This window comes from Streptomyces sp. NPDC051310 (assembly GCF_044455245.1).
Classification (GTDB): domain Bacteria; phylum Actinomycetota; class Actinomycetes; order Streptomycetales; family Streptomycetaceae; genus Streptomyces.
The window spans coordinates 281,333-306,866 of sequence record NZ_JBITEO010000002.1 but is presented as its reverse complement, the minus strand read 5'-3'; the positions used below and the strand labels follow the sequence as shown (position 1 = coordinate 306,866).

The following is a 25,534-nucleotide window of genomic DNA, read 5'->3' as shown; positions in this document are numbered from 1 at the left end:
GCGGGGCGGGGGCCGGCAACGTCCGGTGCGTGACGACCGCAGGGCGGAGGAGGGAGCCGACGCGAGCGTCGGCGACCGACGACAGCGCAGCGAGGTGCCATGCCGGGCGTTGCGAGCCCGGCATGGCTTTGCAGCCGAAGCGGGAACTCGTCACCACGAACAACCGTCCTGCATGACAAGGACGGACGACGGAAATGAGCTGCCATGCAGGCGAACGACTCGAACACGATCGAGAGCACGCTGGCCGACGGCCGGCGCATCACGCTGTCGCTCCCGCCGACGGATGCCCAATGGGCCGCTGACGGCATCAAAATCCTGGCTCCCGTCCCGGCCACGCACACGGGTCGCGGGGAAGAACCCCCGACCCTCCCGGCACAGCCTGCCTTGCCCCTGCAAGTCGCCCTCCTGGGCCTAGGCGCCTAGCAGTGCTTCGTCATGTGAGTGATCCCGGCTGATCGTGGACGGCTGAGCCCAGGGGTCCCCTCTTCGCCCGGCTCGCTACCCGGCCCGACCCCGTCTCACCGCGGCCTCCGACACGGTGGGACACGACGACCGCTGAACCTGGCTCCTGGCCGTCACGCATTCCCCAACTCCGCCTCGCCCGACCGCTGGCCGCGGATCTCCGACGGGACGGGACCAAGCCGACCATGCCTGTACGTCTCACTTCGGCTCGGGTCCGCCAGGGGGCAGGAGGCCACGCAGCCCGATGGACAAGCACGCGCGGCGTCGCACACCTCACGCCCGCGTCGTGAGTCGCGCGACTGCCGCTTCGTAGCGTGCTTGGAGCCCCTCATCGGCCGATGCCCGCAGCAGTGCGCCGAGCGCCCGTACCGCGCCGTCGTCGTAGCCGAACAGCTCCGCCTCCCGGGCCGCCAAGTCCAGTTGCCCGATGCCCTCGGCCTTGTCCCCGAGCCCCAGCAGTGCTTCTCCCCTCACCATGAGGAGCAGTATCCGAGGCACGTCGGTCGTGCCCGGTCGATCGTCGAAGGCCAGAGCCTCGGTCGCTGCGTCGAGGGCCTGGCGCCATTTCCCGGCGTCGGCCCAATGGCGGGCGAGGTGCTGCATGGCCAGTCTCTCGATGGTCCGGTCGCCGGCCTCGCGCGCCAGCTCCACCGCTCGCTCACATCCCTCCGCGGCCTCGTCCAGGCCGCCGAGCGCCGCTTGCGCCACGGCCAGGACGATCCGGGCGTTCGCCTCGGCCAGCGTGTCACCTGCCCGGGAGGCGAGCGCGGAGGCGGCCCTCAAGTGAGTCAGCGCCTCCGCGATGCGCCCTTCCTCGATCAGCACCCAGCCGAGCACGTTCAGCACCCGTGACTCGCCGTGCCGATCGGCGTCGGCCCGGGCCGCCATGAGCGCGGTCTCCAGGAGCGGGACCCAGCCGTCCCGCACGCGCCACACGATCAGCGGCCACAAGGTCAGAGCGATCCGCCAGGTCCTGCCGTGCAGCCCGGCGGCGTGCGCCGCGGCCACTGCCAGCGTGAGGTCGTCCCTCTCGGCCGCATACCAGGACACGGCGGCGGACCGATCGCCGAACTCCCGTACGGCGGAGGGCGGCAGAAAGTCCGCCGGCAGCGGGAAGCACTCGTCGTTGCCGGGCTCGGCCACCGCGACGGCCGCGAGGCCGGTGGCCATGTAGTGGTCGAGCGCACGCTTGAGCGCATGGGGCCCGACGTCCAGGCTCTGTGCATAGAGCCGCACGAGATCGTGCAGCGTCCATCGGCCGGGCACCGTCTCCGTGACGAGGTGCGCGACGGCCAGCCGCTCCATGCACGCCTCGGCGGCTGCCGGGTCCGTATCCGCCAGGGCCGCCGCCGCATACCGGTCGACGTGCGTACCGGGATGGCGGCCGAGATGGGCGAACAGGCGGGAGGCGTCCGGCGGGAGCTGTTGCAGCGTCACGCGCAGCGCCGCCCGTACGCCGGTGTCCTCCACATCCAGCAGACTCAGCCGACGCGATGCGTCGGACAGCTCGGCGGCCATCGCGCTGAGCGACCAGCCGGGGTGCTGCGCCAACCGGGCAGCCGCCACCCGCAGCGCCAGGGGCAGCCCGCCGCACAGCTCGGCCAGCCGCCGCGCGGCCACCGGCTCCGCGCGTACCCGTTCCGCGCCGAGCACCCCGGCCAGGAGCGACGCACCGTCCTCCGGCCCGAGCACGCCCACCGCCACGGGCCGGGCCGCGTCGGTGACGATCAGCCCCGGCAGCCGATGTCTGCTGGTGACGACGGTGACGCAACGGAGACCGCCTGGAAGGAGCGGCCTGACCTGCTCGGAGTCCCGGGCGTTGTCGAGTACCACGAGGAGCCGGCGATCGGCGGTGAGCGACCGGAACAGCCCGGCCGCGCCGATCACCGACTCCGGTATCCGGCCGTGCGGCACACCGAGCGCCTGCAGAAACTCACGCAGCACCTCCATGAGGGAAGGCTCGCCCGTGTCGCCGAAGCCGCGCAGATCGGCGTAGAGCCGCCCACCGGGAAACCGGGCACGTTCCTGGTGAGCCCAGTGCAGCACGAGAGCCGTCTTCCCCACCCCGGCGGGCCCGACGACCAGACACACCGGCGCCTCGCCCGCGGCGGCCCCGGACAGTGCGACAAGCTCTGCCGCCCGCCCGTGGAAGCTGCGCGGCGCGCGCGGCAACAGATCGGGCGCACCAGTCGGCGCGACGGCATCCGATACGGCGGCAGGGGGCGGGGCGTCCGGCGCGGGGGTCCGGCGGGTACGACGGGGACGGCCCAGGCTCGCGGCGTGCTCCAACTCCCGGGCACCGGCCTCATCCAGCCCCAGGGCCAAGGCCAACGCCTGCACGGTGCGGCGCTGCGGCCCCCGGGAGTGGCCGCGCTCCATGTACGACAGCGCCCGCACGCTCACCCCCGCAGCGTGCGCCAACTCCTCCTGGCTCAGCCCGGCACCCGTCCGCAGACTCCGCAGAAGCGCGCTGAAGCCACCGCTGCCCGGTGTACCGCTGTCCACGCCCCGACGCCCCCTGGTCAGTAAGGTGCGGCCCAGCCGGAACGCCGCACCTCACGTGCAAAAGTATGCACGACGTCACTTTTGCAGGTAAAAGGTTCTGCTGGAGTCCTCTCCCACAGGGCCGGCTGGAGCCGTTGACTTCCGGCCACCGGGCCGATGCCACACCCGTGCGGTCCGGGACCGACGATGTGGTGATCGGAAAGGCGTTTTTCCAGGCGCCGGTCCGCCCGTCGACGAGCTCACGCACGACATCGAGGCGGCCGTTGTGGTGGGACGTTTCCTCGACGAGGTGGAGGAGGACCCACCGGAGGTCGACGTGGCGACCGTCGCTGATGGAGCGCTTGGCCGTCGAGTTCAGGTCGTGCTCGGACACCAGGCGACGGTAGCGGGCGCTCTGCTCCTCGTACTCGGCGAGGACCTGCGGCAGCGGGATGTCGACTGCCGTCCGCATCTCGGGGCCCGGATCGTCGTCGGTCGTCCCGGCGAGCGGTCCCGCGAGCTCCTCGCCCGGAAACATCACTTCGAACCAGTAGTACTCGACCCACCGCAGATGGCTGGTCAGCCCGCACAACATCATCAGCGGTGAACTCGGGAGCGGGCCTTGCGGGCGTCTTCGGCGGATACGCCCTCACATTTGGCCCGCGCGGTGTCACGGGCGTGGTCCAGGAAGGTGGCCAGCTGCGTACGCTCGTCCCAGGCGGGAGGCGTGTCGGTTCGTCGAGTCGTCGCGAGGAGTTTCCCGCGGCGCGGAAAGGGCGTCGACTCGATTGACCGCCGAGCACCCTCAACTGCCCCGGTCCCGCTCGCTACCGGGAGCCGTCCCCGGCCGGGCCGGACCGGACCCCGGGGGCGGCGTGGTCGGCGATCCGGCGGGCGCCGAGGTCGCGGGCGGTGTCGACGAGGGCCTGGACGTGCGGTGCGGGGGCGGAGTCGGGCAGCACCAGCGCCCACTCGGTGAGCGGGGCGTCGTCGATGGGCAGCAGCGTCACCCCCGGATAGCTGTAGTACCGGGGGACATGGCCGTTGAGGGGGCAGACGATGCGCCCGGCGGCGACCAGGGCGAGGATTTCGTGGAAGGTCCGCGCCCGCGGCCCTCGGTGGACCGGTCGCCCGCCGGGAGTGCGGTCCGGGCACATGGCCCGGAACCAGTCCTGCGGCACGTCCTCACCGGGGTCGAGGACGGTCCGGCCGGCCAGGTCCTCCATGGACACGGAGCTGCGCGCCGCCAGCGGTGAGTCCTCGGCGACGGCCAGGACCCGGCCCTCGGTCAGCACCACCGGCCCGCAGGTCACCCGGTCCTCCGGCACGGGGAGCCACATCAGCTGCAGATCCACCAGCCCGCCGCGGAGCTTCGCGAACGGGTCGCTGAAGTGGAACTCCACGAACTCCACCCGGCAGTCCGGGTGCCGCGCCTCGAACGCCTCCACGAGCGGGCCCAGCTCGGACGGCAGGGCTCCCATCGCCCCGAGCCGTACGGTCCCGCAGCAGCCACGGGCGGCCGCGGCCGCCCGCTCCACCGCCGCTCGTATCTGTCCGAATCCGGGCTCCAGATCGTCGCGCAGGCGCTGCCCCAGCAGCGTCAGCGTGACGGTCCGGGTGCTGCGGTCGAACAGGGCACCGCCCAAGCGGCGCTCCTGCTGCCGGATCGACTGGCTGACACGTGCCTGGGACAGGTGCAGCCGCTCCGCGGTCCGGCCGAAGTGCAGCTCCTCCGCAAGGGTCAGAAAGATCTCGATGTCCCGCAGCTCCACGGCGTCCCCCCGATTGATCATTCCCGCTTATGAGTGCCATGCGGAAACCGGTGTTGTTCGGCCCGCCAGCCTAGAGGAAGGTGGGTCCCGGCCTGACGCCGCCGGACGGCGCTGACCTGCGATGACGCAGGCTCGGGATCAGGGCCGTGCCCGGTGACGGGATGATTCCGCGCCCACCGCGGCTCGGTCTCCCACCCGTGCGCCCCGCCACACCCCGGCCCCTCGGTGCGCATCCTCCGGCACCGGTCGTCCGGCCCGGCCGCGTCTCCCCGTCGTTCCACCCGCACCCGCGAAGGAAGAGTCCATGAAGAAGATGCTGGGCGTGCTCGCAGCAAGCGCGACCCTGGTCGGTGCCGGCCTGGTCAACGCCGGGTCTGCCGCGGCAGCCCCTCCGTACTGGCAGCCGGTGGACACCAACTCCAACTGGAGCTGTTCGCCGTACAAGTCGCACCGGCTGTCCTTCAACATCAAGTTCAAGACCTGCATCGTGCGCAACGCGAACAACGACGCACAGGCCGTCCTGGTGGTGCAGAACAGCGGCACCAAGGCCGCCGACATCCGCGGTGTCCTGCAGACGGAGAACACCGGGGGCGTCTACGAGGGCTCCTGGAGCGCCATCTGCACGCATTCGACGCTCAACCCCGGCTTCACCCGTGGCTGCTTCAACCAGACCTTCCCCGGGACCCGTGACATCGCGGCGACCTCCCAGCTGTACATGAACGGTGACGAAGAGGCCAATCTCAGCGTCGACTCCTGGCACGGCTGAGCAGCCTTCCCCGGGTGATCCACCGCGACCGACCGCCGTGGGTCGCCTCCCCGCGACGCCGTCCGCGGACGTGCGGGCGGATCGCCCCAGCCGGTTTCTCCGGCGCCTCGACCCTGTATGAGACCTCGGAGGTCCTGATGCGGAAACTCTCACGGAGCGCAGTCACGACTCGTCCCCTGCGCGGCCTGCGCCGCGTGGGAGCGGCGACCGCTGCGCTCGCGGCCATGACGCTCATGGGCTCTCAGCCTGCCTACGCCTCGGACTACTGGCAGGAGATCAAGCCCAACGCCAACTGGCACTGCGGCACCACCACCCCCCTGCACAAGGCCCCCGCGGGCGTCGTCGGCCAGACCTGCATCATCGCCAGCTCCAGCGGCTACGCGCAGGCCGTCTCGGTCATCTCCAACAACTCGGGACGGGCGATCGACTTCGGTTCGTTCATCCAGTCGAACCAGATCTACTACGAGAACGCCCACCACTGCCGGCCCAGCACCCTCAACCCCGGTTTCCAGCGGGGCTGTCTGGGCCCGAGCGTGTACGTGGGCTGCAAGCCCTTCACCATCACCGCCCACAGCACGTGGAGTGTCGACGGATGGGGCTCCTCGGTGACGTCCCGCTCGTACACCCACAGCTGTTGAGTCACGGGCGGTCACCCGCCGCGCCGGCGGGCCGTCAGGTCACCGTCCGCCCGGCGGGGTGCTGCCTGCCGCCGGGGCGACGCACGACGAGGAGCACGCGTACGGAAGCGAGTGCCATGACGAGGAAAGCCCCTGACGTGCCGACAGCGGGAGGGGAAGGGTACGGAGTGATGGCACCGGGTCCCGGGGTGCCGCCCGGGGAGAGGTTCGCGTGGTTCTGCGAGACGGTGTCCAGCAGTCTGATGCCGGTCGCCCTCAGCACCCGCCACACGGCCGACTTCCGTGCGGGGATCACGGACCTGGACCTCGGCGGCCCGCGCCTGTCCGCCTTCGTCTTCTCGCCGGTGGTGTCGCGCCGCACCCCGGCCCACGTCCGGCGGGGCGATCCCGAGCAGTTCCAGCTGGCCCTGATCACCCGGGGGGTGTTCAGGGTCTCCCAGCGGAGCCGCGAGTCGGAGGTCTCGGGCGGCCTGGTCCTGACGGACTCCTCCCGCCCCATGGAGAACGAGACGACGGCCGCGGACGGCGGTCCGGTCGAGGCGGTCGTGCTGCAGATCCCCCGGCCGGCCCTGCCGCTGCGGCCGGACCGGCTGGACCGCCTCCTCGCCCGGGGCATACGGGCGGACCGGGGCTCGGCCGCGGTCTTCGCCGGCTTCGTGAGGACACTTCTCGGCCAGGCCCGGCACTGCCGCCCGGAGGAGCTGCGCGCGATGGGCTCCGTCGCCCTCGACCTGGCCGCCACCTGCCTGGCGCAGCAGCTCGGCGACCCGGGCGAGGCGCCGGCCGAGGCCCGCGCGCGGGAGATGCGGCGGCGGATCATCTGCTTCATCGACAACAACCTCGGTGACCCGGACCTGACCCCCCGGGTCGTCGCCGACCGGCACGGCATCTCCCTGCGCGCTCTGCACTCCCTCTTCCGCGACCAGCCGATGAGCGTGGCGGCCCGCATCCGCCGCGGGCGCCTGGAGCGGGCCCACGCCGAGCTGGCGTGCCGGGAGTCGAGCGGCCTGCCCGTCCAGGTGGTCGCGGCGCGCTGGGGCTTCGCCAGCGCCACCGCGTTCAGCAGGGCGTTCCGCGAGACCTACGGCATGGCACCCACCGAACACCGCGCGGCGGCCCTGGCACGCGGTGCACAGGAACCGTGCACGCCACGCACAGCCGCGCCCTCCCCACGGGCCTAGATTCACCAGCGCAACGCGACCACAGGGACGGCAGGACCGTTCCTTCGATGCCGCGGCGCACGCGCCGCGGTGCCGACACTCCGGAGGGGAAATGAACGTGCGTCGGATCATTCGAGGTGCAGGGGCCGGACTCGCGGCGATGACCGCCCTGGCGGCAGCCGCCGCGCCGGCGAACGCCGCGACCGTCAACTGGCAGGCGGTCAGCCCGAACGCCAACTGGCGCTGCGAGGACACCATCCCGCACGCCACGTACCCCGGTGTGAAGTTCCAGGGCTGTGTCGTGGCCAACCAGTTCGGTGACGCGCAGGTGGTTCTCGTGGTCAACAACCAGGGCCCCAAGGCGGTCAACATCGGCGGGTGGACCTCTTCGCAGTTCGGCTCCAACGTCACCTGCGCGGACTCCGTCCTGAACCCCGGCTTCCAGCGCGGCTGCTTCGGCCCGACGGTGACCGTTCCCTGCAACATCACCTACGCGAACTCGGTCCACCTCACCGTCAACGGATCGACCAAGATCGCCCCCGCGCCTTCGGTGACGAAGTACTGCTGACCACCGGGGACCGGCGCCGGGGCCCTCGCGGATCGCCTCGCCGCGAGGGCCCCGGCCCCCACGACGGCCCCCACGACGGCCCCGTAAGGTGGGGCGCCGTGTCACGCTCCTTCCAGTCCGTCCTGGACCGCATCGCCGCCGAGATCGCCGCCACGCCCGGCCGCGGCCGTCCCGCCGACTACATCCCCGCCCTCGCCGAGGCCGACCCGCACCGCTTCGGCATCGCCGTCGCCGAGCCCGACGGCACGGTGTACGGGGCCGGGGACTGGCGGCAGCCCTTCTCGACGCAGTCGATCACCAAGGTCTTCACCCTCGCCCTGGTGCTGTCCATGGACGGCGAGGCGCTGTGGGAGCGGGTCGGCCGGGAGCCGTCCGGCAACCCGTTCAACTCGCTGGTGCAGCTGGAGTACGAGAACGGCATCCCGCGCAATCCGTTCATCAACGCGGGCGCGCTCGTCGTGACCGACCGCCTCCAGGCCCTGACCGGTGACGCCTCCGGCAGCCTGCTGGACTTCCTGCGCGCCGAGAGCGGCAACCCGGACCTCACCTTCGACGAGCGGGTCGCCGCGTCCGAGACCGCGCACGGCGACCGCAACGCCGCCCTCGCGCACTTCATGGCCTCGTACGGCAACATCACCAACCCCGTCCCCCGCCTGCTCGACCAGTACGTCCGCCAGTGCTCGGTCGAGGCGTCCTGCGCCGACCTCGCGCTCGCCGCCGGGTTCCTCGCCCGGCACGGCACACGGGCCGACGGCTCGACGTTCCTCAGCCGCAGCGAGGCCAAGCGCGTCAACGCGGTCATGCTGACCTGCGGCACGTACGACGCGGCCGGGGACTTCGCCTACCGCGTCGGGCTGCCCGGCAAGAGCGGCGTCGGCGGCGGGATCATCGCGGTCGTGCCCGGCCGGTGCACCCTGTGCGTGTGGAGCCCGGGCCTGGACCGGCGGGGGAACTCGGTCGCGGGCGTGGCGGCCCTGGACCGCTTCACCACCCTGACCGGGCTGTCGGTGTTCTGACCCTTCCGGCCGGGTACCGGCCGTCGCGGACCGGGACGGCGGCGGAGCGCCTCATGCGGCCGGGCGCGGCACGGGCCGTGCCCGCACGGCCGGACTCCCCGACGCCCGTGCGCCGCGTCACCGGTGCGGGTGGCGCACGGCCCGTCGCGCATCCGACCGCCGCACCCGCGCCGAATGGTGGGGAAGGACCACGGAGCGGGAGGAGGCAGGCGTGCCCGGGACACACGCCGGAGGAGACGCCCGGCTGGTGCTCGACACCGAGGTCGCCGTCGTCGGAGCCGGCGCGGCGGGGCTCAGCCTCGCCCACCGCCTGTGCGCTCCGGGGCCCGGCGGTCACCCGCCCGGCGGGGGAGTCGTCCTCGTCGACGCCCCCGCCGGACCTCTCCGGCCCCCCGGGCGCACCTGGTGCTTCTGGGAGGAACCCGGCGGCGACTGGGACGACCTGCTGGTCCGGTCCTGGGACCGGCTGCGGGTACGCGGCCCGGACGGCGGGAGCATCACCGTCAGTCCGAGCCCCCTGCGGTACAAGATGCTGAGCTCGGACACCTTCGAACAGGCCGTCCGCGCCCGCCTCGGCACGGCCGTCACCTGCGTCGAGGCGACCGTCCGCGCCGTCCGCGACCGGCCCGCGGGCGCCGAGGTGCTCGGCGTCACGCCCGACGGCCGGCGCCTGCGCGTACGGGCCCGGTGGGTCTTCGACTCCCGCCCGCCGCCGTGTCCGCCGCCGGCCCGCACGGCGCTCCTCCAGCACTTCCGCGGCTGGTTCGTCCACACCGGGCGGCCGGTGTTCGACCCCTCGACCGCGGAACTCATGGACTTCCGGGTACCGCAGCCCCGCCACGGCCTCGCCTTCGGCTATGTCCTGCCGCTCGCCGCGGATCGCGCGCTGGTCGAGTACACCGAGTTCTCCGCGGCGCCCCTCCACCCCGCCGGGTACGACCGCCTCCTGCGCCACTACACCCACCGGGTGCTCGGCCTCGGCCGGTTCGAGGTGACCGGCACCGAACAGGGGGCGATCCCGATGACCGACGGGCGCCACCGGCGCCGCACCGGGCGCGCGGTGTTCCGCATCGGAGCCGCGGGCGGCGCGACCCGGCCCTCCACCGGCTACACGTTCGCCGGTGTGCAGCGCCAGACCCGGGCCGTCGCCGCCGCCCTGCGCGAGGGCCGCGTCCCCGTGCCCCCCGCCGCGCACACCGGCCGGGCCCGCGCCATGGACGCCGTGGTGCTCCGCGCCCTCGACACCGGGCGGCTCGACGGGCCGTCCTTCTTCACCGGCCTGTTCCGCACCGTGCCCGCCGACCGCCTGCTGCGCTTCCTGGACGGGGACACCCGCCTCCTGGAGGACTTCGGCATCGGGCTGCGCACCCCGGTGCTGCCGATGCTCCGCACCGCCGCCGAACTCCCCGCCCTGCCCCGGCGCCCCGTCCGCGCCCACCGCCGAGAAGGGAACCGCCCATGACCCCGCCGTACGACGACGCGCCGGCCCGCCCGCACGCACCGGCCCACGCCCGGGACGACGGGCCGGCCGCCGCGCCCGGTCCCCGCCCGGCGCCCGCACCGCGGCGGGGCCGGGACCGCCGCGCCCGGATCCTCCTGCCGCGGCCCGGCCGGCCGCGCGTCACGGGCGAGCCGCCCCGCACGGCGGTCGTCGGCGGCGGCATCGCCGGCCTCGCCGCCGCGACCGCGCTGGCCGAACGCGGCGTAAGCGTCACCCTGTACGAACGCGAGCCGCAGCTCGGCGGCCGGCTCGCCGGCCGGCCCGTGACCCTCTCGGACGGCTCCACGGCCACCATGAGCCGCGGCTTCCACGCCTTCTTCCGCCAGTACTACAACCTGCGGGGCCTGCTGCGCCGCGCCGACCCCGGGCTCGCCCGGCTCCGCGCGCTGCCCGACTACCCCCTGTGGCACAGCACCGGCCTGCGCGACGGCTTCGCCCGCATCCCGCGCACCCCGCCCTGGAACGCCCTCGCGTTCGCCGCCCGCAGCCCCTCCTTCCGGGCGGCCGACCTGGCCGCCATGAACCCGCGGGCGGCGCTGCCCCTCTTCGACGTCCGCGTACCGGAGGTGTACCGGCGGCTCGACGGGCTGAGCGCCGCCGAACTGCTGGACCGGATCCGGTTCCCCGAAGCGGCCCGCCACCTCGCCTTCGAGGTGTTCTCGCGCAGCTTCTTCGTCCATCCGCGGACCCTGTCCGCGGCCGAGCTGGCGCTGATGTTCCACATCTACTTCCTCGGCTCCGGCGAAGGGCTGCTCTTCGACGTGCCCGACGAGCCGTTCCCCCAGGCGTTGTGGGAGCCCCTGGGCGACTACCTCGCCGGGCACGGCGCCACCCTCCTCGAAGGCCGTGCGGTCGACTCCGTGGAACCCGGCCCGGAGGGCGGCTGCACCGTCACGGCGGGCGGCGCGGCGGAGCGGTACGACGCCGTGGTCCTGGCGCTCGACACGGCCGGGCTGCGGCGCCTCGTCGCCGCCTCGCCCCGGCTGGGCGACCGTGACTGGCGCACCCGGATCCGCCGGCTGCGCACGGCCCCGCCCTTCCTCGTCTCCCGCTACTGGCTCGACCGCCCCGCCGACCGCACGCGCCCCGGCTTCCTCGCCACCAGCGGCTACGGCGGCCTGGACAACGTCAGCGTCCTGAACCGGTGGGAGGGCGAGGCCGCCCGGTGGGCCGCCCGCACCGGCGGCAGCGTCGTGGAACTGCACGCCTACGCCACCGCCGCGGGCCTCCACCGGCCAACCTTCCAGGAGCTCCTGCTGGCCCGGCTGCGGTCCCTGTACCCGGAGCTGAAAGACGCCCGCGTCCTCGACGAGCGCCACGAGTGGCGCGCCGACTGCCCCCACTTCCCGGTGGGCGGCTACGACGACCGCCCCACCGTGCGCACCCCGGACCCGGCCGTGATGGTGGCGGGCGACCTGGTCCGCACCGGCCTGCCGGTGGCGCTGATGGAACGGGCCGCCACGACCGGATTCCTCGCCGCCAACGCCCTGCTGGAGCGGTGGGGCGTGCGCGGACAGGTCCTGTGGACCGTGCCGGACCGGGGCAGGTCGGCGCCCCTGCGGGCCCTCGCCCGCCTGGCGGCCGGCTGACGCCCCCGAGGCGCGCCCCGGAGGCCCGTGTTCCCGCGTTCAGCCCGGGAACCGGCCCGCCGAGCGCAGCTCCCACCGCCTCTCCGCGTACGCCAGGTCGTCGCGCCACAGCCGCCCCGCCGCCGCCCGCATCAGCGGCCGCACCAGGGCAGCGCCCGCCCGGGCCACCGCGAAGCCCGGCCGGCCGGAGGTGGCGATCACGGCCTCCACCACGGCGGTGCGGGGACGCCCGGCCCCGTCGGCGCCCAGGGGCGTGGCGTGCGTCTCGACGACGGAGCCACGCCCCTCCCCGTCCTCGATCTCCATCACGACGGTCCTCGGCCCCGGTGCGCTGAACCGCGCCCGGACCGGCACCACCACCCGGCCGGCGAGCCGGAAGGACACGTCGACGAGGAGGCGGTCCTCCTCCTCGCCCGTCTCCAGCACCGTCAGGTCGACGAAGGAGTACGGGTGGAACCAGGCGCCGTGCCACGGGTCGAGGCGGTTGGCGACGACGTCCTCCGGTTCGCACCGCCCCACGCCCGACCAGACCGCCGCGACCGACCGGGCCGGGTCCGGGCGCACCGGCACCGACGGCCGCTCCGTCGGCTCCTCGCCGCCGGACCGGTCCAGCCGCACCCACACCAGCACCCCGTCGTCGTACGCCGGGAAGGGCTCCCACCCGGCGAACGGGCCGCCGTTCAGGGCCAGTCCGTGCCAGTGGCAGACGAGCGTGCCGCACCGCACCCGGGCCTTCCCCAGCGGGGCTCCCAGGTGCGGGCAGGCCCCGGGGCCCGCGTGCACCCCGCCGTCCGCGCCGCGCCAGGCGACGACCTCCACCCCCGCCACCGTCGCCCCCAGCGGCCGGTCCGGCGCCAGGTCGCGCGCGGCGCCCAGGACGTACCAGTTGCCGGACGGCCGGGCCTGCGCCCGCTTCAGCGCCCCGGCGATCAGCGCCGGGCGCGCCTCCCGCCAGGTCGGCCGCTGCCGCTCCCAGGCGACGGCCGCCCGGCGCAGCGCGAGCGGGAACCGGCCCCCACGGGGCCGCCGCGTGTTCATACCGCCTCCTCCTTCCGCGCGGCCGCCGCGAGCCGGGCGGCCATGACCCGCGCCACCCCTCCGGTGGCCACCACAGCCCGCCGCCGCCGGGAGACCGCCGCCCGCCGGTGCACGGAGGACCAGCCGTCGCGGCGGACCGCGTCGAGGATCTCCCCGTACAGCATGAACGCCGCCCTGATGCACGGCCGGGACACCGGGTCCAGCATCGCCAGCCCCGGCGCCGCCTCCCGGTACACCTCACGGGTGAGCGCGGCCGCGGCCGCCAGCGCCGAGACGATCCGGCGGTCGCGGCGCCCGGTGCGGCGGCTCCACAGCAGCAGCTCCCGGTGCGCGCCGTGCGCCGCCAGCAGGTCGGCCGGGAGGTACACCCTGCCCCGGTCCAGGTCCTCGCCGACGTCCCGCACGAAGTTGGTCAGCTGGAACGCCACACCGAGCGCGGCGGCGTGCGGCGCCGCCTCCTCGCGGGGCACGACGGTGCCGAGCACCGGCAGCATCTGCAGTCCGATGACGGCGGCCGAGCCGTGCATGTAGGCGCGCAGCTCGTCGTACGTCGCGTACTCGGTGACCTCCAGGTCCGACCGCATCGACGCCAGGAAGTCCGTGAACAGCACCGGTGGGATGGCGAACTCCGCCGCCGTGTGCGCGAGCGCCCGCACCACCGGCTCGCGGACCGGTGTCCCGGCCAGCGCGGCGTCCAGCCGGGTTTCCAGGGCCCGCAGGGCGGCGGCCCGCTCGCCGGTGGTCGCCGCGTTCCCCAGGTCGTCGACGATGTCGTCGGCGCACCGGGCGAAGCCGTAGAGCGCGTGCACCGCCGGGCGCCGCGCGGGCGGCAGCAGGCGGGTGGCCAGGAAGTACGTCCTGCCGTGCCGCGCGTTGAGCCGGCGGGACCGGGTGTACGCGAGGCGCAGCGCGGGGTCGGTGATGCCCGCCGCGTCCAGTTCACGCTCCGTCATACGACCTCCGCCGCGGCCGGACGCCGGTGATCCGGGCGGCCGCGAGCTTCCCGGAGAGCAGCACCGTCGGCACGCCCACGCCCGGCGTGGTCCCGCAGCCGGCGAGCACCGCGTTGTCGCTGCCCCGTACCAGGTTCCGCGGCCGGAAGGGGCCGGTCTGCGCGAAGGTGTGCGCCGCGGAGAACGGTGTACCGGCCGCGTGTCCCCACGCCGTCCAGTCTGCCGGTGTGACCAGCAGCTCCTCCTGCACCGCGGCGCCCAGGCCGGGCATGCCGCGCCGCTCCAGCTCGGTGAGGAGCGCGGTGCGGTAGCGCGGCCCCAGCGTGCGCCACTCCCGCGGCCCGGGCCCGATGTCGGTGTTGGGGCAGGGCGCGAGGACGTAGTGCAGGTGCCGGCCGGGCGGCGCCAGCGACGGGTCGGTGGCGGTGGGCCGCGTGATGAGCAGGGAGGGGTCCGACATCAGCCGGCCCGTCCGGGTGACCTCTTGGAACGTCTCCGCCCACGCCGACCCGAACGACAGGGTGTGGTGGCCAAGCCCCGGCCAGGTGCGGTCGGTGCCCAGGTGGAGGACGACCGCCGAGGGGGAGTGGCGCAGCCGCAGGGGCCGGCGCGGACGGCGGCCCAGCAGCCGGTACGCCTCGGGCAGGTCGGGCGTGAGGACCACCGCGTCGCACGGCACCCGGCCGCGGTCGGTGACGACGGCGGTGATCCGGTCCCCGGCCCGCTCCAGCCGCGTCACCGCCTCCCCGTACCGCACCTGCGCGCCGGCGCCCGCGGCCGCGTCCGCCATCGCCCGGGGCAGCGCGTGCACACCGCCCCGCGGGAACCACACCCCGGCGACCGTGTCCATGTACGCGATCACGGCGTACGCGGCGAGCGCACGGGCCGGCGGCACCCCGGCGTACAGGGCCTGGAAGGAGAACACCCGCCGCAGCCGCTCGTCCGACAGGAAGCGCCCCACCTGCCCCTCCAGCCGCCCGAAGCCGCCCAGCGCCGCCAGCCGCGCCAGGTCCGCCCCGAGCAGTTGCAGCGGCGAGTCGAAGTTCACGTCGATGAACCGGCGCATCTGGGCCCGGTACAGCTGCTCCAGCCAGCGGCGCAGCCGCCGGTAGCCGTGCGCCTCCCGCGGCCCCGCGAACCGCTCCACCTCGGCGGCCATCGCCTCGGCGCCCGTGTGCACGTCCAGCGCCGCGCCGTCGGCGAACCGCGCCCGGTACGCCGGGTGCAGGGGCACCAGCTCCAGCCGGTCGCGCAGTGAGGCGCCCACGGCCGCGAACGCCTCCTCGACCAGGTCCGGCATGGTGAGCACGGTCGGGCCGGTGTCCATGCGGTAGCCGCCGCGGGACTCCAGCCCGGCCCGCCCGCCCGGCACCGCGTGCCGCTCCACCACCGTGACGCGGCGCCCCGCGCCCAGCAGGTGCAGGGCCGCCGACAGCCCGGCCAGCCCCGCCCCGACGACCACCACGTGGTCCGTACGCCCCGGTACGGTCCTCATCCGGCAACCCCTCACGCATCGACGGCACGGTCCTTCGCCCTTCCGCGCCGGCGTGTCCCGCGGATGCACCCGTGGCCGTTCCGGCGGGGCGGCACGGCTGCCGCGCGACGCGGCCCCGCGGCAGCCGTACCCCGCAGTCGATCACCGGGCGGGGCGTCGCGCCGCCCGGGCGCTGCCGTCCGGGGCATCCGTCACGGCCGCGGCTCCGGGCGCCGGGCCAGCGCCCCGGGCCACCAGGCGGCGGGGCCGATGTCGCGCACCAGGGCCGGGACGAGCAGCGACCGGACCACGAGCGTGTCCAGGAGCACGCCGAACGCGACGATGAACGCGATCTGGAGCAGGAAGGCCAGCGGGATCACGGCCAGGGCGGCGAACGTGGCGGCGAGCACCACCCCCGCCGAGGTGATGACCCCGCCGGTGGCCGTCAGCCCGCGCAGCACCCCAGCCCGCGTCCCGTGGAGCAGCGCCTCCTCCCGCACCCGCGACATGAGGAAGATGTTGTAGTCCACCCCGAGCGCCACCAGGAACACGAACCCGTACAGCGGCACGGACGCGTCCGTGCCGCCGAACCCGAGGGCACGCTCGAACACCAGCGCCGCCACCCCCAGCGTGGCCAGGAAGTTCAGCGCCACCGTCACGATGAGCAGCACCGGCACGAGCAGCGAGCGCAGCAGCCCCACCAGGATCAGCAGGATGATCGCCAGCACGACGGGGATGATCAGCGCGCGGTCCCGCTCGGCGGTCCGCTGCGTGTCGTACCGCTGCGCGGTGTAGCCGCCCACCAGGGCCTCGGCGCCGGGCACCGCGTGCACCGCCCCGCGCAGCCGGACGACGGTCTCCTCCGCGGCGGTGCTGTCGGCGGTGTCCTCCAGCGTCACGTCGATCCGCACCCGCCCGTCCACCACCCGCGGCGGCCCGCCGCCCGGACGCCCCGACGCCGTCACCGGCGCGGCCGACGCGACACCGCCGGTGTCCTCCGCGGCCCGGACCACCTGCGCCGCGCGGTCGGCGCGGGCGATGACGACGGCCGGGTTCCCCGACCCGCCGGGGAAGTGCTCGGCCAGCGCGGCCTGCGCCGTCACCGACGGCGCGTCGTCGACGAACACCTCGTCGAGCGGCACGCCCCGCGCGCTCAGCGTCGGCGCGAACGCCGCACACGCCAGCAGCGCCGCCAGCGTCACCGCCCACACCCGCCGCGGGGCCCGGTCGACCAGCGCCGCCAGCCGGGACCACATGGGATGCCCGGTCCGGTCCGGCCCGGCCGGCCAGTAGGCGGCGCGCCCCAGCAGCACCAGCACGGCGGGCAGGAACGTCAGCGCGCTCAGCAGCGCGCACACGATGCCGATCGCGCCGACCGGGCCCAGCGCCCGGTTGTTCGTCAGATCGCTCAGCAGCAGCGCCAGCAGCCCGAGCGCGACCGTGGCCGCGCTGGCCGTGACCGGTCCGGCCGACCGGCGCACCGCCGCCCGCACCGCCGTGAACCGGTCCCGCCCTCCGGCGAGCTCCTCGCGGAAACGGGCCGTCAGCAGCAGCGCGTAGTCCGTCGCCGCGCCGATCACCAGGATGAAGAGGATGCCCTGCACCTGCCCGTCCACCCGGACGACGTCCCGCTCCGCCAGCGCGTACACCACCCCGCAGGCCAGGCCCAGGGCGAACACCGACCCGACGATGATCACCAGTGGCAGCAGCACGCTGCGGTAGACCAGCAGCAGGATCAGCAGCACCGCGACCAGCGCCACGCCCAGCAGCACGCCGTCGATGCCCGCGAAGGCGCCGGACAGGTCCGCCTGCGTCGCGGCCGGACCCGCCAGACGCACCCGCGTCCCCGGCACCTCCTCCGCCGCACCCCGCACCCGGTCCAGCGTCCGGGGCAGCGCGTCACCCAGGCCGGACCGCAGCTGCACCACCCCTTGGAGGGCCTGCCCGTCCTCGGAGGGGAGCGCCGGCGACGGCGCGCCCACCACGCCGGGCGCGCCCGCGAGCGAGGCCAGCGCCCCGCTCGCCGCACCCTGCCGCGCCGCGGCCCCGCCCCCCGCCACCGTCCACACGACGACGACCGGCACCGAGTCCCGCGCCGCGAAGGCGCGCCCGGCGTCGAGGACACGGGTGGACTCGGCGCTGCGCGGCAGGAACGCGGCCTGGTCGTTGCTGGAGACCTCGGCGAGCTTCCCCGCGTACGGTCCGAGGCCGCCGCCGACGGCCAGCCACACCAGGATCAGGACGACGGGCAGCAGCCATCTGAGGGGCCTGCCGGTGGGAGGCATCGGACTCCTTCGCCGGGGACGGTTCTCGTACGGGTACTTGTGCCGCGTCCCGGCGGACGGATGCACCCGGACCGCCGGACGGCCCGCGCATCCGGCCGGGCCCGCCGGGCGGAAGGAACGGGAAAGGGGGACCGTGGAAGACGCACCACCATCCGGCAGGGAGTCCCATGAACCCACCGCCCGACCGCACCGCGCTGTGCCTCGTCACCGGCGCGACCGGCTACATCGGCGGCCGTCTGGTGCCCGAGCTGCTGGCGGCCGGGTACGGCGTCCGCTGCCTGGCCCGCTCACCGGACAAGCTCCGCGACCACCCCTGGGCCGACCGGGTGGACATCGTCCGCGGGGACGTCACCGACGAGGAGTCCGTACGCGCCGCCCTGCGCGACGTGGACGTCGCCTACTACCTGGTGCACGCCCTGGGCACCGGACGCGGCTTCGAGGAGACCGACCGGCGGGCCGCCCGGGTCTTCGGCCGCTCGGCCCGCGACGCCGGCGTCCGCCGCATCGTCTACCTCGGCGGCCTCACCCCCGCCGGCGTGCCCGAGGACCGGCTCTCCCCGCACCTGCGCTCCCGCGCCGAGGTCGGCAGGATCCTGCTCGGCTCCGGGGTGCCCACCGCGGTGCTGCGCGCCGCCGTCGTCCTCGGCTCCGGCTCCGCCTCCTTCGAGATGCTGCGCTACCTCACCGAGCGGCTCCCCGTGATGGTCACGCCCAGCTGGGTGCACACCCGGATCCAGCCCATCGCCGTGCGCGACGTCCTGCGCTACCTCACCGGCAGCGCGGGCCTGCCCGCCGACGTCAACCGGACCTTCGACATCGGCGGCCCCGACGTGCTCACCTACCGCGACCTGATGCGCCGGTACGCGGCCGTCGCCGGGCTGCCCCGGCGGCTGATCCTGCCGGTGCCCGTCCTCACGCCCACTCTGTCGAGCTACTGGGTCGGCCTGGTCACCCCCGTACCGCCCGCCATCGCCCGGCCGCTCGCCGAGTCGCTGCGCCACGAGGTCGTCTGCCGGGAGCACGACATCGCCGGGTACGTCCCCGATCCGCCCGGCCACCCCATGGGCTGCGACCGGGCACTCGCCCTCGCCCTGCGCCGGGTCCGCGAGGCCCAGGTGACCACCCGCTGGTCCTCCGCCTCCGTGCCGGGCGCCCCCAGCGACCCCCTGCCGACCGACCCCGACTGGGCGGGCGGCAGCCTCTACACCGACCTCCGCGAACGGCCCGTCGACGCCTCGCCGGAGGCCCTGTGGCGGGTCATCGAGGGCATCGGCGGCGAGAACGGCTGGTACTCCTTCCCCCTCGCCTGGGCGGTGCGCGGCTGGCTCGACCGCCTCACCGGGGGCGTGGGGCTGCGCCGCGGCCGCCGCGACGCGGCGCGGCTCAGGGTGGGCGACTCCCTCGACTTCTGGCGCGTCGAGGAGGTCGAGCCCGGCCGGCTGCTGCGGCTGCGCGCCGAGATGAGGCTGCCGGGCCTCGCCTGGCTGGAGATGCGCGCCGAGAGGGACGGCGAGGGCCGCAGCCGCTACCGCCAGCGCGCCCTGTTCCACCCGCACGGCCTGCTGGGCCACGCCTACTGGTGGAGCGTGTCGCCGTTCCACGCCGCCGTCTTCGGCGGCATGGCCCGCAACATCACCCGCGCCGCCGAGGGCGAGCAGCACGGCCGCGGGCGCGCCGCCCGCCGCCGCCCGGGCAGGCACCGCGCGGGAGCGGCGTCATGAGCGTGTCCGTCGTGCTGTTCACCTCCGACCTGCGGGTGCACGACCACCCGCCGCTGCGGGCCGCCCTCGCCGGCGGCCGGGACGTGGTCCCGCTGTTCGTCCTCGACACCGGCATCGAGGCGGCCGGCTTCGCCGTCCCCAACCGGCGCGCCTTTCTCGCCGACTGCCTGCGCGACCTCGACGCGAACCTGCGGCGGCGGGGCGGCCGGCTGGTGGTGCGCTCCGGGGACGTGGTGGAGCAGACATGCGCGGTCGCCGCGCAGGCCGGTGCCGACGAGGTCCACACGGCCGCCGAGTACACCCGCTACGCCCACCGCCGGGAGGACCGCCTCCGCGCGGCGCTGGAGGCGGAGGGCCGCCGGCTGTACGTCCACGAGGCCGTGGTCACGGCCGTACCGCCCGGCCGGCTCACCCCCGCCGGCTCCGGCCACTTCGCGGTGTTCACGCCGTACCACCGGCGCTGGACGGGTGAGCGGCTGCGCGAACCGCTCGCCGCCCCGCGCCGGGTGCCGGTGCCGGACACGGTCCTCTCCGAGCCGGTGCCCGACCGGGCCGCGGTGAGCGGCACGTCCCCCGGGCTGGCGGCGGGCGGCGAGACGGAGGGGCGCGGGCGGCTCACGGCGTGGCTGCGCGACGGCGCCGCCGCCTACGGCGAACGCCAGGACGACCTCGCCGGCGACGTCACCTCCCGGCTCTCGCCGCACCTGCACTTCGGCACCGTCTCGGCCACCGAGGCGGTGCACCGGGCCCGCGGCACGGGAGGGCCGGGCGCCGAGGCGTTCGTACGGCAGCTGTGCTGGCGCGACTTCCACCGGCAGGTGCTCGCCGCCCGCCCGGCCGTCGCCGTGCGCGACTACCGCACCCGCCACGACCACTGGCGCACCGAGCGGACGGCGGCGGGCGAGATCGAGGCGTGGCGGCAGGGCCGGACCGGCTACCCCCTCGTGGACGCCGCCATGCGGCAACTGGCCCACGAGGGCTGGATGCACAACCGGGGCCGGCTCGTGACCGCCAGCTTCCTCACCAAGACGCTCTACGTCGACTGGCGCATCGGCGCCCGCCACTTCCTGGAGCTGCTGGTCGACGGCGACATCCCCAACAACCAGCTCAACTGGCAGTGGGTGGCCGGCACGGGCACGGACTCGCGCCCCCACCGGGTCCTCAACCCGGTCGCCCAGGGCCGGCGCCACGACCCCGACGGTTCCTACGTGCGCCGCTGGGTGCCCGAACTCGCCGGAGTGCCGGGCGCGGCCGTGCACGAACCGTGGCGGCTGCCGGCCGGGGAACGCGCCCGCCTCGACTACCCCGACCCGGTCGTGGACCTCGCCGACGCCCTCGCCCGGTTCAGACGGGCCCGGGCCAGGGACTGACCCCGCGGACACCGGCCAGCACCGTCAGCGCCTCCCGCAGCGACAGCGGCCGGAGCGTCCCCGCCGGCCGCGGACCCGCCCACCCGGGGCCCGCCGTCAGCACCGCCGGAGCGGTCCGGGCCCCGCGCACGCCCCAGCCGGTGGCGGCGAGGTCCCGCGCCAGCGGCGCGCCGGCCGTCGCACGCGACTGCGACCGCAGCACCACCACGGCCCGCGCCGGCCCCCGGCACTCCCGCCGCACCTCGCCGAGCCCCAGGCCGCCCCCGGGACCGCCCTGCCGTGCGCCCGCCCGCGCCGCGGTGCGCCCGGCGCCCGCCTGCGCGGGGAGGACGGCCGTGCGGACCGGACCGCCGGCGGTCGCCGTCCCGCCGGGTCCCGGCGGGGGAGGGGCGGCGGACCGGTACGGGGCGTCCCCGGCTTCCTCGGCGGCCTCGGCTCCGGGCGGCGGCAGGACGGCGGACCCGGACCCGGCGTGCCCGGCTTCCGGCGACGGACGGGTCGCAGGCCCGTACCGGGCGCGCGCCGCGCGGGCCGACTCCGCGGGGGCGAGCCCCGCCCCCGTCAGCCGGCACATCTCCCGCAGCACCGCGATGTCGGCCGGCCGCCACCGGCGGGTGCCCGCCGGTCCGGCGCTCCGCCGGGCCTGTGCCGTACCTCCGGTCCGACGACCGCAGGGTGACCGGCGACACGCCGAGCAGGCGTGCCACGGCTCCGGTCGTCATACCGGGCCCCACGGGATCGCTCACGGGTCGATTATCCGATGCACAAGCGTTGCGAGTTGCCCCAGTGATCTTCCTGTCCGCACGGTGGCTCCACCGCGGCGCACCCGGGGCGCCCGGCCGCCGCACCGGTGCAAGGAGCAGCCACCATGACGGACCGAGCAGCCGTTGCCACCCCCGCCCCCCGGCGCGGGCCGGCGGACGAGGACCTCGCCGCCCGGCTCGTCCGCGGCGACGAGCACGCCATGACCGCCGCGTACGCGCGCTGGGGCGCCCTCGTCCACGGTCTCGCCCTGCGGGCCCTCGGAGACGTCGCCGAGGCGGAGGACGTCACCCAGCAGGTGTTCCTCGCCGTCTGGCGCGGCCGCGCGGGCTACCGGCCGGAGCGCGGCCCGCTCTCCGCCTGGCTCGTCGGCATCACCCGCCGCAAGATCGCCGACGCGCTCGCCGCCCGCACCCGCCGGGCCGAGCTGTCCGCCCGCATGGAGCGCGAACGGCCCACGGCGCTGCCCGCCGCGCCCCCGCCGGAGGCCGTGCTGGACCGGCTGTGCGTGGGCCGGGAGATGGCCCTGCTCCCGGAGGCCCAGCGCCTGGTCCTGCGCATGGCGTTCTACGACGACCTCAGCCAGTCCCAGATCGCCCGCCGCACCGGCCTGCCCCTCGGAACGGTCAAGAGCCACGCCCGCCGGGGGCTGCGCCGGCTGCGCCACCGCCTCGCGCCGCCCGACGCTGCCCAATACGAGTGATCCACGCGTCCGGGCGAGCGCAAACCCGCTCGCGCCGCGGTCCACTGCGTAGCGTTGCGGCCCATGGTGACATCGACCGAGCCCGTCGCCCCGGCACCGGTCTCCTGGCGCCGGCGGGGCCGTGCCGTGGTGGGCTGGCTGACCACGACGGACCACAAGAGGATCGGGCACCTCTATCTGGTCACCTCGTTCGGCTTCTTCCTCTTCGCCGGGGCGCTGGCCCTGCTGCTGCGCGCCGAACTCGCCCGCCCGGGCCTGCAGCTGATCTCGAACGAGCAGTACAACCAGGCGTTCACGCTCCACGGGACCGTGATGCTGCTGCTCTTCGCCACCCCCACCTTCGCCGGCTTCGCCAACGCCGTCATGCCGCTGCAGATCGGCTCCCCGGACGTCGCGTTCCCGCGGCTCAACATGCTCTCGTACTGGCTGTTCCTCTTCGGCGGCCTCATGGTCGTCGGCTCGCTGTTCACCAGCGACGGCGCCGCCGACTTCGGCTGGACGGCCTACGCGCCGCTGAACCGGCAGGAGCACACCACGCAGATCGGCGCGGACCTGTGGATCATGGGGCTTGCGCTGTCCGGCTTCGGGACCATCCTCGGCGCGGTCAACTTCGTCACCACCATCGTCGGGATGCGCGCCCCCGGCATGACCATGTTCCGCATGCCGGTCTTCACCTGGAACGTGCTGCTGACCTCCGTCCTGGTGCTGCTGGCCTTCCCGGTGCTCGCCGCCGCCCTGCTGTGCCTGGAGTCGGACCGGACCTTCGGCTCGCACATCTTCGCCCCCGAGAGCGGGGGAGCGCTGCTGTGGCAGCACCTGTTCTGGTTCTTCGGCCACCCCGAGGTCTACATCCTGGCGCTGCCCTTCTTCGGGGTCGTCACCGAGGTGCTGCCGGTCTTCTCCCGCAAACCGCTCTTCGGCTACATCGGGCTGATCGGCGCCACCATCGCCATCACCGGGCTGTCGGTGGTGGTGTGGGCGCACCACATGTTCGCCACCGGCGCGGTCCTCCTGCCCTTCTTCTCCCTGCTGAGCTTCCTCATCGCCGTGCCGACCGGGGTGAAGTTCTTCAACTGGATCGGCACCACCTGGAGGGGCTCCCTCAGCTTCGAGACCCCGATGCTGTGGGCCACCGGCTTCCTCGTCACCTTCCTGTTCGGCGGGCTGACCGGGGTGGTCCTCGCCTCGCCGCCGATGGACTTCCACGTCACCGACAGCTACTTCGTCGTCGGCCACTTCCACTACGTGCTCTTCGGCACCATCGTCTTCGCGATGTTCTCCGGCTTCCACTTCTGGTGGCCCAAGATGACGGGACGGATGCTGGACGAACGCCTCGGCAAGATCCACTTCTGGACGCTGTTCACGGGCTTCCACCTGACGTTCCTCGTCCAGCACTGGCTCGGCGCGGAGGGCATGCCGCGCCGGTACGCCGACTACCTCGCCGCCGACGGGTTCACGGCCCTCAACATGCTGTCGTCGGCCGGCTCGTTCCTGCTGGGCCTGTCGACCCTGCCGTTCCTCTACAACGTGTGGAGGACCGCGCGGCACGGGACTCCGGTCACCACCGACGACCCGTGGGGGTACGGGCGGTCCCTGGAGTGGGCGACCTCCTGCCCGCCGCCCCGCCACAACTTCACCACCCTGCCGAGGATCCGCTCCGAATCGCCCGCCTTCGACCTGCACCACCCCGAGATCGCCGAGCTGGAGAAGGCCCAGACGCCCGGCCGCCGCCGTGACGTCGTGGAACCGGGCGCGGGCGAGCAGTAGCAGGCGTGCGCCCGCGCGCGGCGGTGGCTACCGTGGGGAGATGGTGCCCTTCGACCGAGGGGACGGTGCCTCATGTCCGACCGACCGCTCCTGCACGGCCCAGGAGACCACGGCCACTGCTGCGGGGACATCGGCCGCCGTGTGGCAGCCCGCCGCCGGCAGCTCGGCCTCACCCGCGAAGAGGTCGCCCTCCGCTCGGGCTCCGCACCCGGCTACATCCAGTACCTGGAGGAACAGCCCGCCACCCCCGGCATCGGCTTCCTCCTGAGACTCGCCGACGCCCTGGAGACCAGCGTCATCGAGCTGGAGGGCGGCACGGTCGACCTGCCGCCCGGTGCCGGGGCCCCCGCAGGCCGTCCGCACATGGTGGAGCTGGGCCTCGACGAGTGCAGTGCGCTCCTCGGTACGCACGGTGTCGGACGGGTCGCCGTGACGAGCCACGACCACCCGGCGATCGTCCCGGTCACCTATGTCGTCGACGGCGGTGACGTGGTGTTCCGGGCCCCGCCCGACGCCCTCGCCCCCACGGGCCGGGGCAGGGAGGTGGCGTTCGAGGTCGACCACATGGACGACGTGATGGGCCGCGGCTGGACCGTCCTCGTGGTCGGCGAGCCGCACCCGGTCACCGACCCGGAGGCCGTACGGCGCCTCGACCGCCAGGCGTACCGCACCCCGTGGGCGGACGGGGAGAACGCGCACTGGACGGCCGTCACACCGAGCCGGGTCACCGGCCGCAGGGTCGAGGCGGAGTACGCCCCCCACGACACCCCCGCCCGGGAGCGGGTCCACCGCCTCTGACCCGCCCGCAGTCTCGTGTGCGAGGTGCCGCGCCACCTCTCGCAGCCCCTCTCGCAGGCTTCAGCCACACGCTCGAAGGTGCCGAATTCCTCAGCCGGACCTCAGGAGGGCGAGTGTGGCGGTCCGTAGCAATGTCGCCGCCTCGTCCACCGACATGCGGTCCGCCCCGACCTCGTCGCCTGCCGCGTGGGCGAGCGCGGCGACCGCGGCCGCCAGCCAGGTGGCCGGCGGCGCGGGGTCGACCTCGCCCGACGCCTGGCCCTTCTCGATCAGCCGGGCGAGCCGGGCTGCGACGGGCTCGTGCCGGGCCGCATGGGAGTCGCCGCCGGCGCGGGTGCTTCCGAGCTGGAGGAGCACCGGGTTGTGCTCGAACAGCCGCCAGCCGATGTCCTGCAGCCGCAGCAGCGCGTCCAGGGCTGAACCGCTCTTCTCCTCCGCCTCGTCCATCGCGGCCATGGCCTGGTCCGTGATCCGGTCGGCGACAGCGTCCAGCAGCGCCTCACGGGTCCCGAAGTGCGCGTACACGGTCTGGCGGGTGACGTCGGCCGCGGCGGCGATGGCAGCCATACCGGCGTCGGGCCGCTCGGCCAGCAGCCTGACCGCGGCGTCCAGTACTGCGGCCCTGCTGCGCTCGGCGTCGGCGCGACGGCGGGGCCGGACCCGTGGTGAGTCGCCCGGGGTCTCCACAACAGTCAACTCTTACATCC

At 74.9% G+C, this 25,534-nt stretch carries 20 protein-coding genes and 1 pseudogene; 12 read left to right on the top strand and 9 right to left on the bottom strand.

Annotated elements, in window-relative coordinates:
* Positions 1 to 735: 735 nt before the first annotated feature.
* The 3 genes and pseudogenes from ACIA79_RS04210 to ACIA79_RS04200 all read right to left on the bottom strand — a co-directional run bounded on the left by ACIA79_RS04210 (position 736) and on the right by ACIA79_RS04200 (position 4,739).
* Complete coding sequence (locus tag ACIA79_RS04210) at positions 736 to 2,967, bottom strand: helix-turn-helix domain-containing protein (protein WP_399426598.1); 2,232 nt, start codon at positions 2,965 to 2,967, stop codon at positions 736 to 738.
* A gap of 217 nt (positions 2,968 to 3,184) precedes the next feature.
* Positions 3,185 to 3,735, bottom strand: a pseudogene (locus ACIA79_RS04205) (DinB family protein); the annotation flags it as partial.
* A gap of 38 nt (positions 3,736 to 3,773) precedes the next feature.
* A complete protein-coding gene (locus ACIA79_RS04200; RefSeq protein WP_399426597.1) occupies positions 3,774 to 4,739 on the bottom strand; it encodes a LysR family transcriptional regulator in 966 nt (321 codons plus the stop codon).
* Between the two features lie 283 nt (positions 4,740 to 5,022).
* Here ACIA79_RS04200 and ACIA79_RS04195 point away from each other — a divergent pair, with 283 nt between their 5' ends.
* The 7 genes from ACIA79_RS04195 (at position 5,023) to ACIA79_RS04165 (ending at position 11,956) form a co-directional block, all read left to right on the top strand.
* Positions 5,023 to 5,484: a hypothetical protein gene (locus tag ACIA79_RS04195; RefSeq protein ID WP_399426596.1), complete on the top strand. Its 462-nt coding sequence runs from the start codon at positions 5,023 to 5,025 to the stop codon at positions 5,482 to 5,484.
* 233 nt (positions 5,485 to 5,717) lie between these two features.
* Positions 5,718 to 6,122, top strand: coding sequence for a hypothetical protein (locus ACIA79_RS04190; RefSeq protein WP_399426595.1), 405 nt, complete (start codon positions 5,718 to 5,720; stop codon positions 6,120 to 6,122).
* 170 nt (positions 6,123 to 6,292) lie between these two features.
* Positions 6,293 to 7,303 (top strand): helix-turn-helix domain-containing protein, encoded by a 1,011-nt coding sequence (locus tag ACIA79_RS04185; RefSeq protein WP_399426594.1) that lies wholly within the window; start codon positions 6,293 to 6,295, stop codon positions 7,301 to 7,303.
* A 91-nt stretch (positions 7,304 to 7,394) separates the two neighbouring features.
* A complete protein-coding gene (locus ACIA79_RS04180) occupies positions 7,395 to 7,850 on the top strand; it encodes a hypothetical protein (RefSeq protein ID WP_399426593.1) in 456 nt (151 codons plus the stop codon).
* A gap of 98 nt (positions 7,851 to 7,948) precedes the next feature.
* The gene (locus tag ACIA79_RS04175) at positions 7,949 to 8,866 is read left to right on the top strand and encodes a glutaminase (RefSeq protein WP_399426592.1); all 918 of its coding nucleotides are present in this window, start codon (positions 7,949 to 7,951) and stop codon (positions 8,864 to 8,866) included.
* Positions 8,867 to 9,113: 247 nt separating this feature from the next.
* Positions 9,114 to 10,328, top strand: a complete 1,215-nt coding sequence (locus ACIA79_RS04170; RefSeq protein WP_399426745.1) for a lycopene cyclase family protein — start codon at positions 9,114 to 9,116, stop codon at positions 10,326 to 10,328.
* A complete protein-coding gene (locus ACIA79_RS04165; protein WP_399426591.1) occupies positions 10,325 to 11,956 on the top strand; it encodes an FAD-dependent oxidoreductase in 1,632 nt (543 codons plus the stop codon). The genes ACIA79_RS04170 and ACIA79_RS04165 overlap by 4 nt, the downstream gene beginning before the upstream one ends.
* A 39-nt stretch (positions 11,957 to 11,995) precedes the next feature.
* Here ACIA79_RS04165 and ACIA79_RS04160 read toward each other — a convergent pair whose 3' ends face one another.
* The 4 genes from ACIA79_RS04160 to ACIA79_RS04145 form a co-directional block, all read right to left on the bottom strand.
* Positions 11,996 to 12,994: a DUF5914 domain-containing protein gene (locus ACIA79_RS04160; RefSeq protein ID WP_399426590.1), complete on the bottom strand. Its 999-nt coding sequence runs from the start codon at positions 12,992 to 12,994 to the stop codon at positions 11,996 to 11,998.
* Positions 12,991 to 13,947 carry a phytoene/squalene synthase family protein gene (locus tag ACIA79_RS04155; protein ID WP_399426589.1) on the bottom strand — a complete coding sequence of 319 codons (957 nt, stop codon included), beginning with the start codon at positions 13,945 to 13,947 and terminating at the stop codon, positions 12,991 to 12,993. The genes ACIA79_RS04160 and ACIA79_RS04155 overlap by 4 nt, the downstream gene beginning before the upstream one ends.
* Positions 13,934 to 15,442 (bottom strand): phytoene desaturase family protein, encoded by a 1,509-nt coding sequence (crtI, locus tag ACIA79_RS04150; RefSeq protein WP_399426588.1) that lies wholly within the window; start codon positions 15,440 to 15,442, stop codon positions 13,934 to 13,936. The genes ACIA79_RS04155 and crtI overlap by 14 nt, the downstream gene beginning before the upstream one ends.
* A gap of 191 nt (positions 15,443 to 15,633) precedes the next feature.
* Positions 15,634 to 17,706: an MMPL family transporter gene (locus ACIA79_RS04145; RefSeq protein ID WP_399426587.1), complete on the bottom strand. Its 2,073-nt coding sequence runs from the start codon at positions 17,704 to 17,706 to the stop codon at positions 15,634 to 15,636.
* Positions 17,707 to 17,873: 167 nt separating this feature from the next.
* On the opposite strand from ACIA79_RS04145, the gene ACIA79_RS04140 reads away from it, so the two are divergent.
* Positions 17,874 to 19,427, top strand: coding sequence for an SDR family oxidoreductase (locus ACIA79_RS04140; RefSeq protein ID WP_399426586.1), 1,554 nt, complete (start codon positions 17,874 to 17,876; stop codon positions 19,425 to 19,427).
* Positions 19,424 to 20,797: a cryptochrome/photolyase family protein gene (locus tag ACIA79_RS04135; RefSeq protein WP_399426585.1), complete on the top strand. Its 1,374-nt coding sequence runs from the start codon at positions 19,424 to 19,426 to the stop codon at positions 20,795 to 20,797. Before ACIA79_RS04140 ends, ACIA79_RS04135 begins: the two co-directional genes overlap by 4 nt.
* Here ACIA79_RS04135 and ACIA79_RS04130 read toward each other — a convergent pair.
* Positions 20,772 to 21,371: a hypothetical protein gene (locus ACIA79_RS04130; protein ID WP_399426584.1), complete on the bottom strand. Its 600-nt coding sequence runs from the start codon at positions 21,369 to 21,371 to the stop codon at positions 20,772 to 20,774. The two genes, ACIA79_RS04135 and ACIA79_RS04130, sit on opposite strands and share 26 nt — an antisense overlap.
* A 294-nt stretch (positions 21,372 to 21,665) precedes the next feature.
* Between ACIA79_RS04130 and ACIA79_RS04125 the strand changes: the two genes are divergently transcribed.
* From ACIA79_RS04125 to ACIA79_RS04115, 3 genes are all read left to right on the top strand, one after another.
* Positions 21,666 to 22,262, top strand: coding sequence for a sigma-70 family RNA polymerase sigma factor (locus ACIA79_RS04125; RefSeq protein ID WP_399426583.1), 597 nt, complete (start codon positions 21,666 to 21,668; stop codon positions 22,260 to 22,262).
* 63 nt (positions 22,263 to 22,325) lie between these two features.
* On the top strand, positions 22,326 to 24,029 hold the full coding sequence (gene ctaD, locus ACIA79_RS04120) for a cytochrome c oxidase subunit I (protein WP_399426582.1): 1,704 nt from the start codon (positions 22,326 to 22,328) through the stop codon (positions 24,027 to 24,029).
* Positions 24,030 to 24,101: 72 nt separating this feature from the next.
* Entirely contained in the window at positions 24,102 to 24,827 is a 726-nt protein-coding gene (locus ACIA79_RS04115; RefSeq protein WP_399426581.1) for a helix-turn-helix domain-containing protein, read from the top strand.
* Positions 24,828 to 24,917: 90 nt separating this feature from the next.
* Here ACIA79_RS04115 and ACIA79_RS04110 read toward each other — a convergent pair whose 3' ends face one another.
* A complete protein-coding gene (locus ACIA79_RS04110; RefSeq protein WP_399426744.1) occupies positions 24,918 to 25,514 on the bottom strand; it encodes a TetR/AcrR family transcriptional regulator in 597 nt (198 codons plus the stop codon).
* Between the last annotated feature and the right edge of the window lie 20 nt (positions 25,515 to 25,534).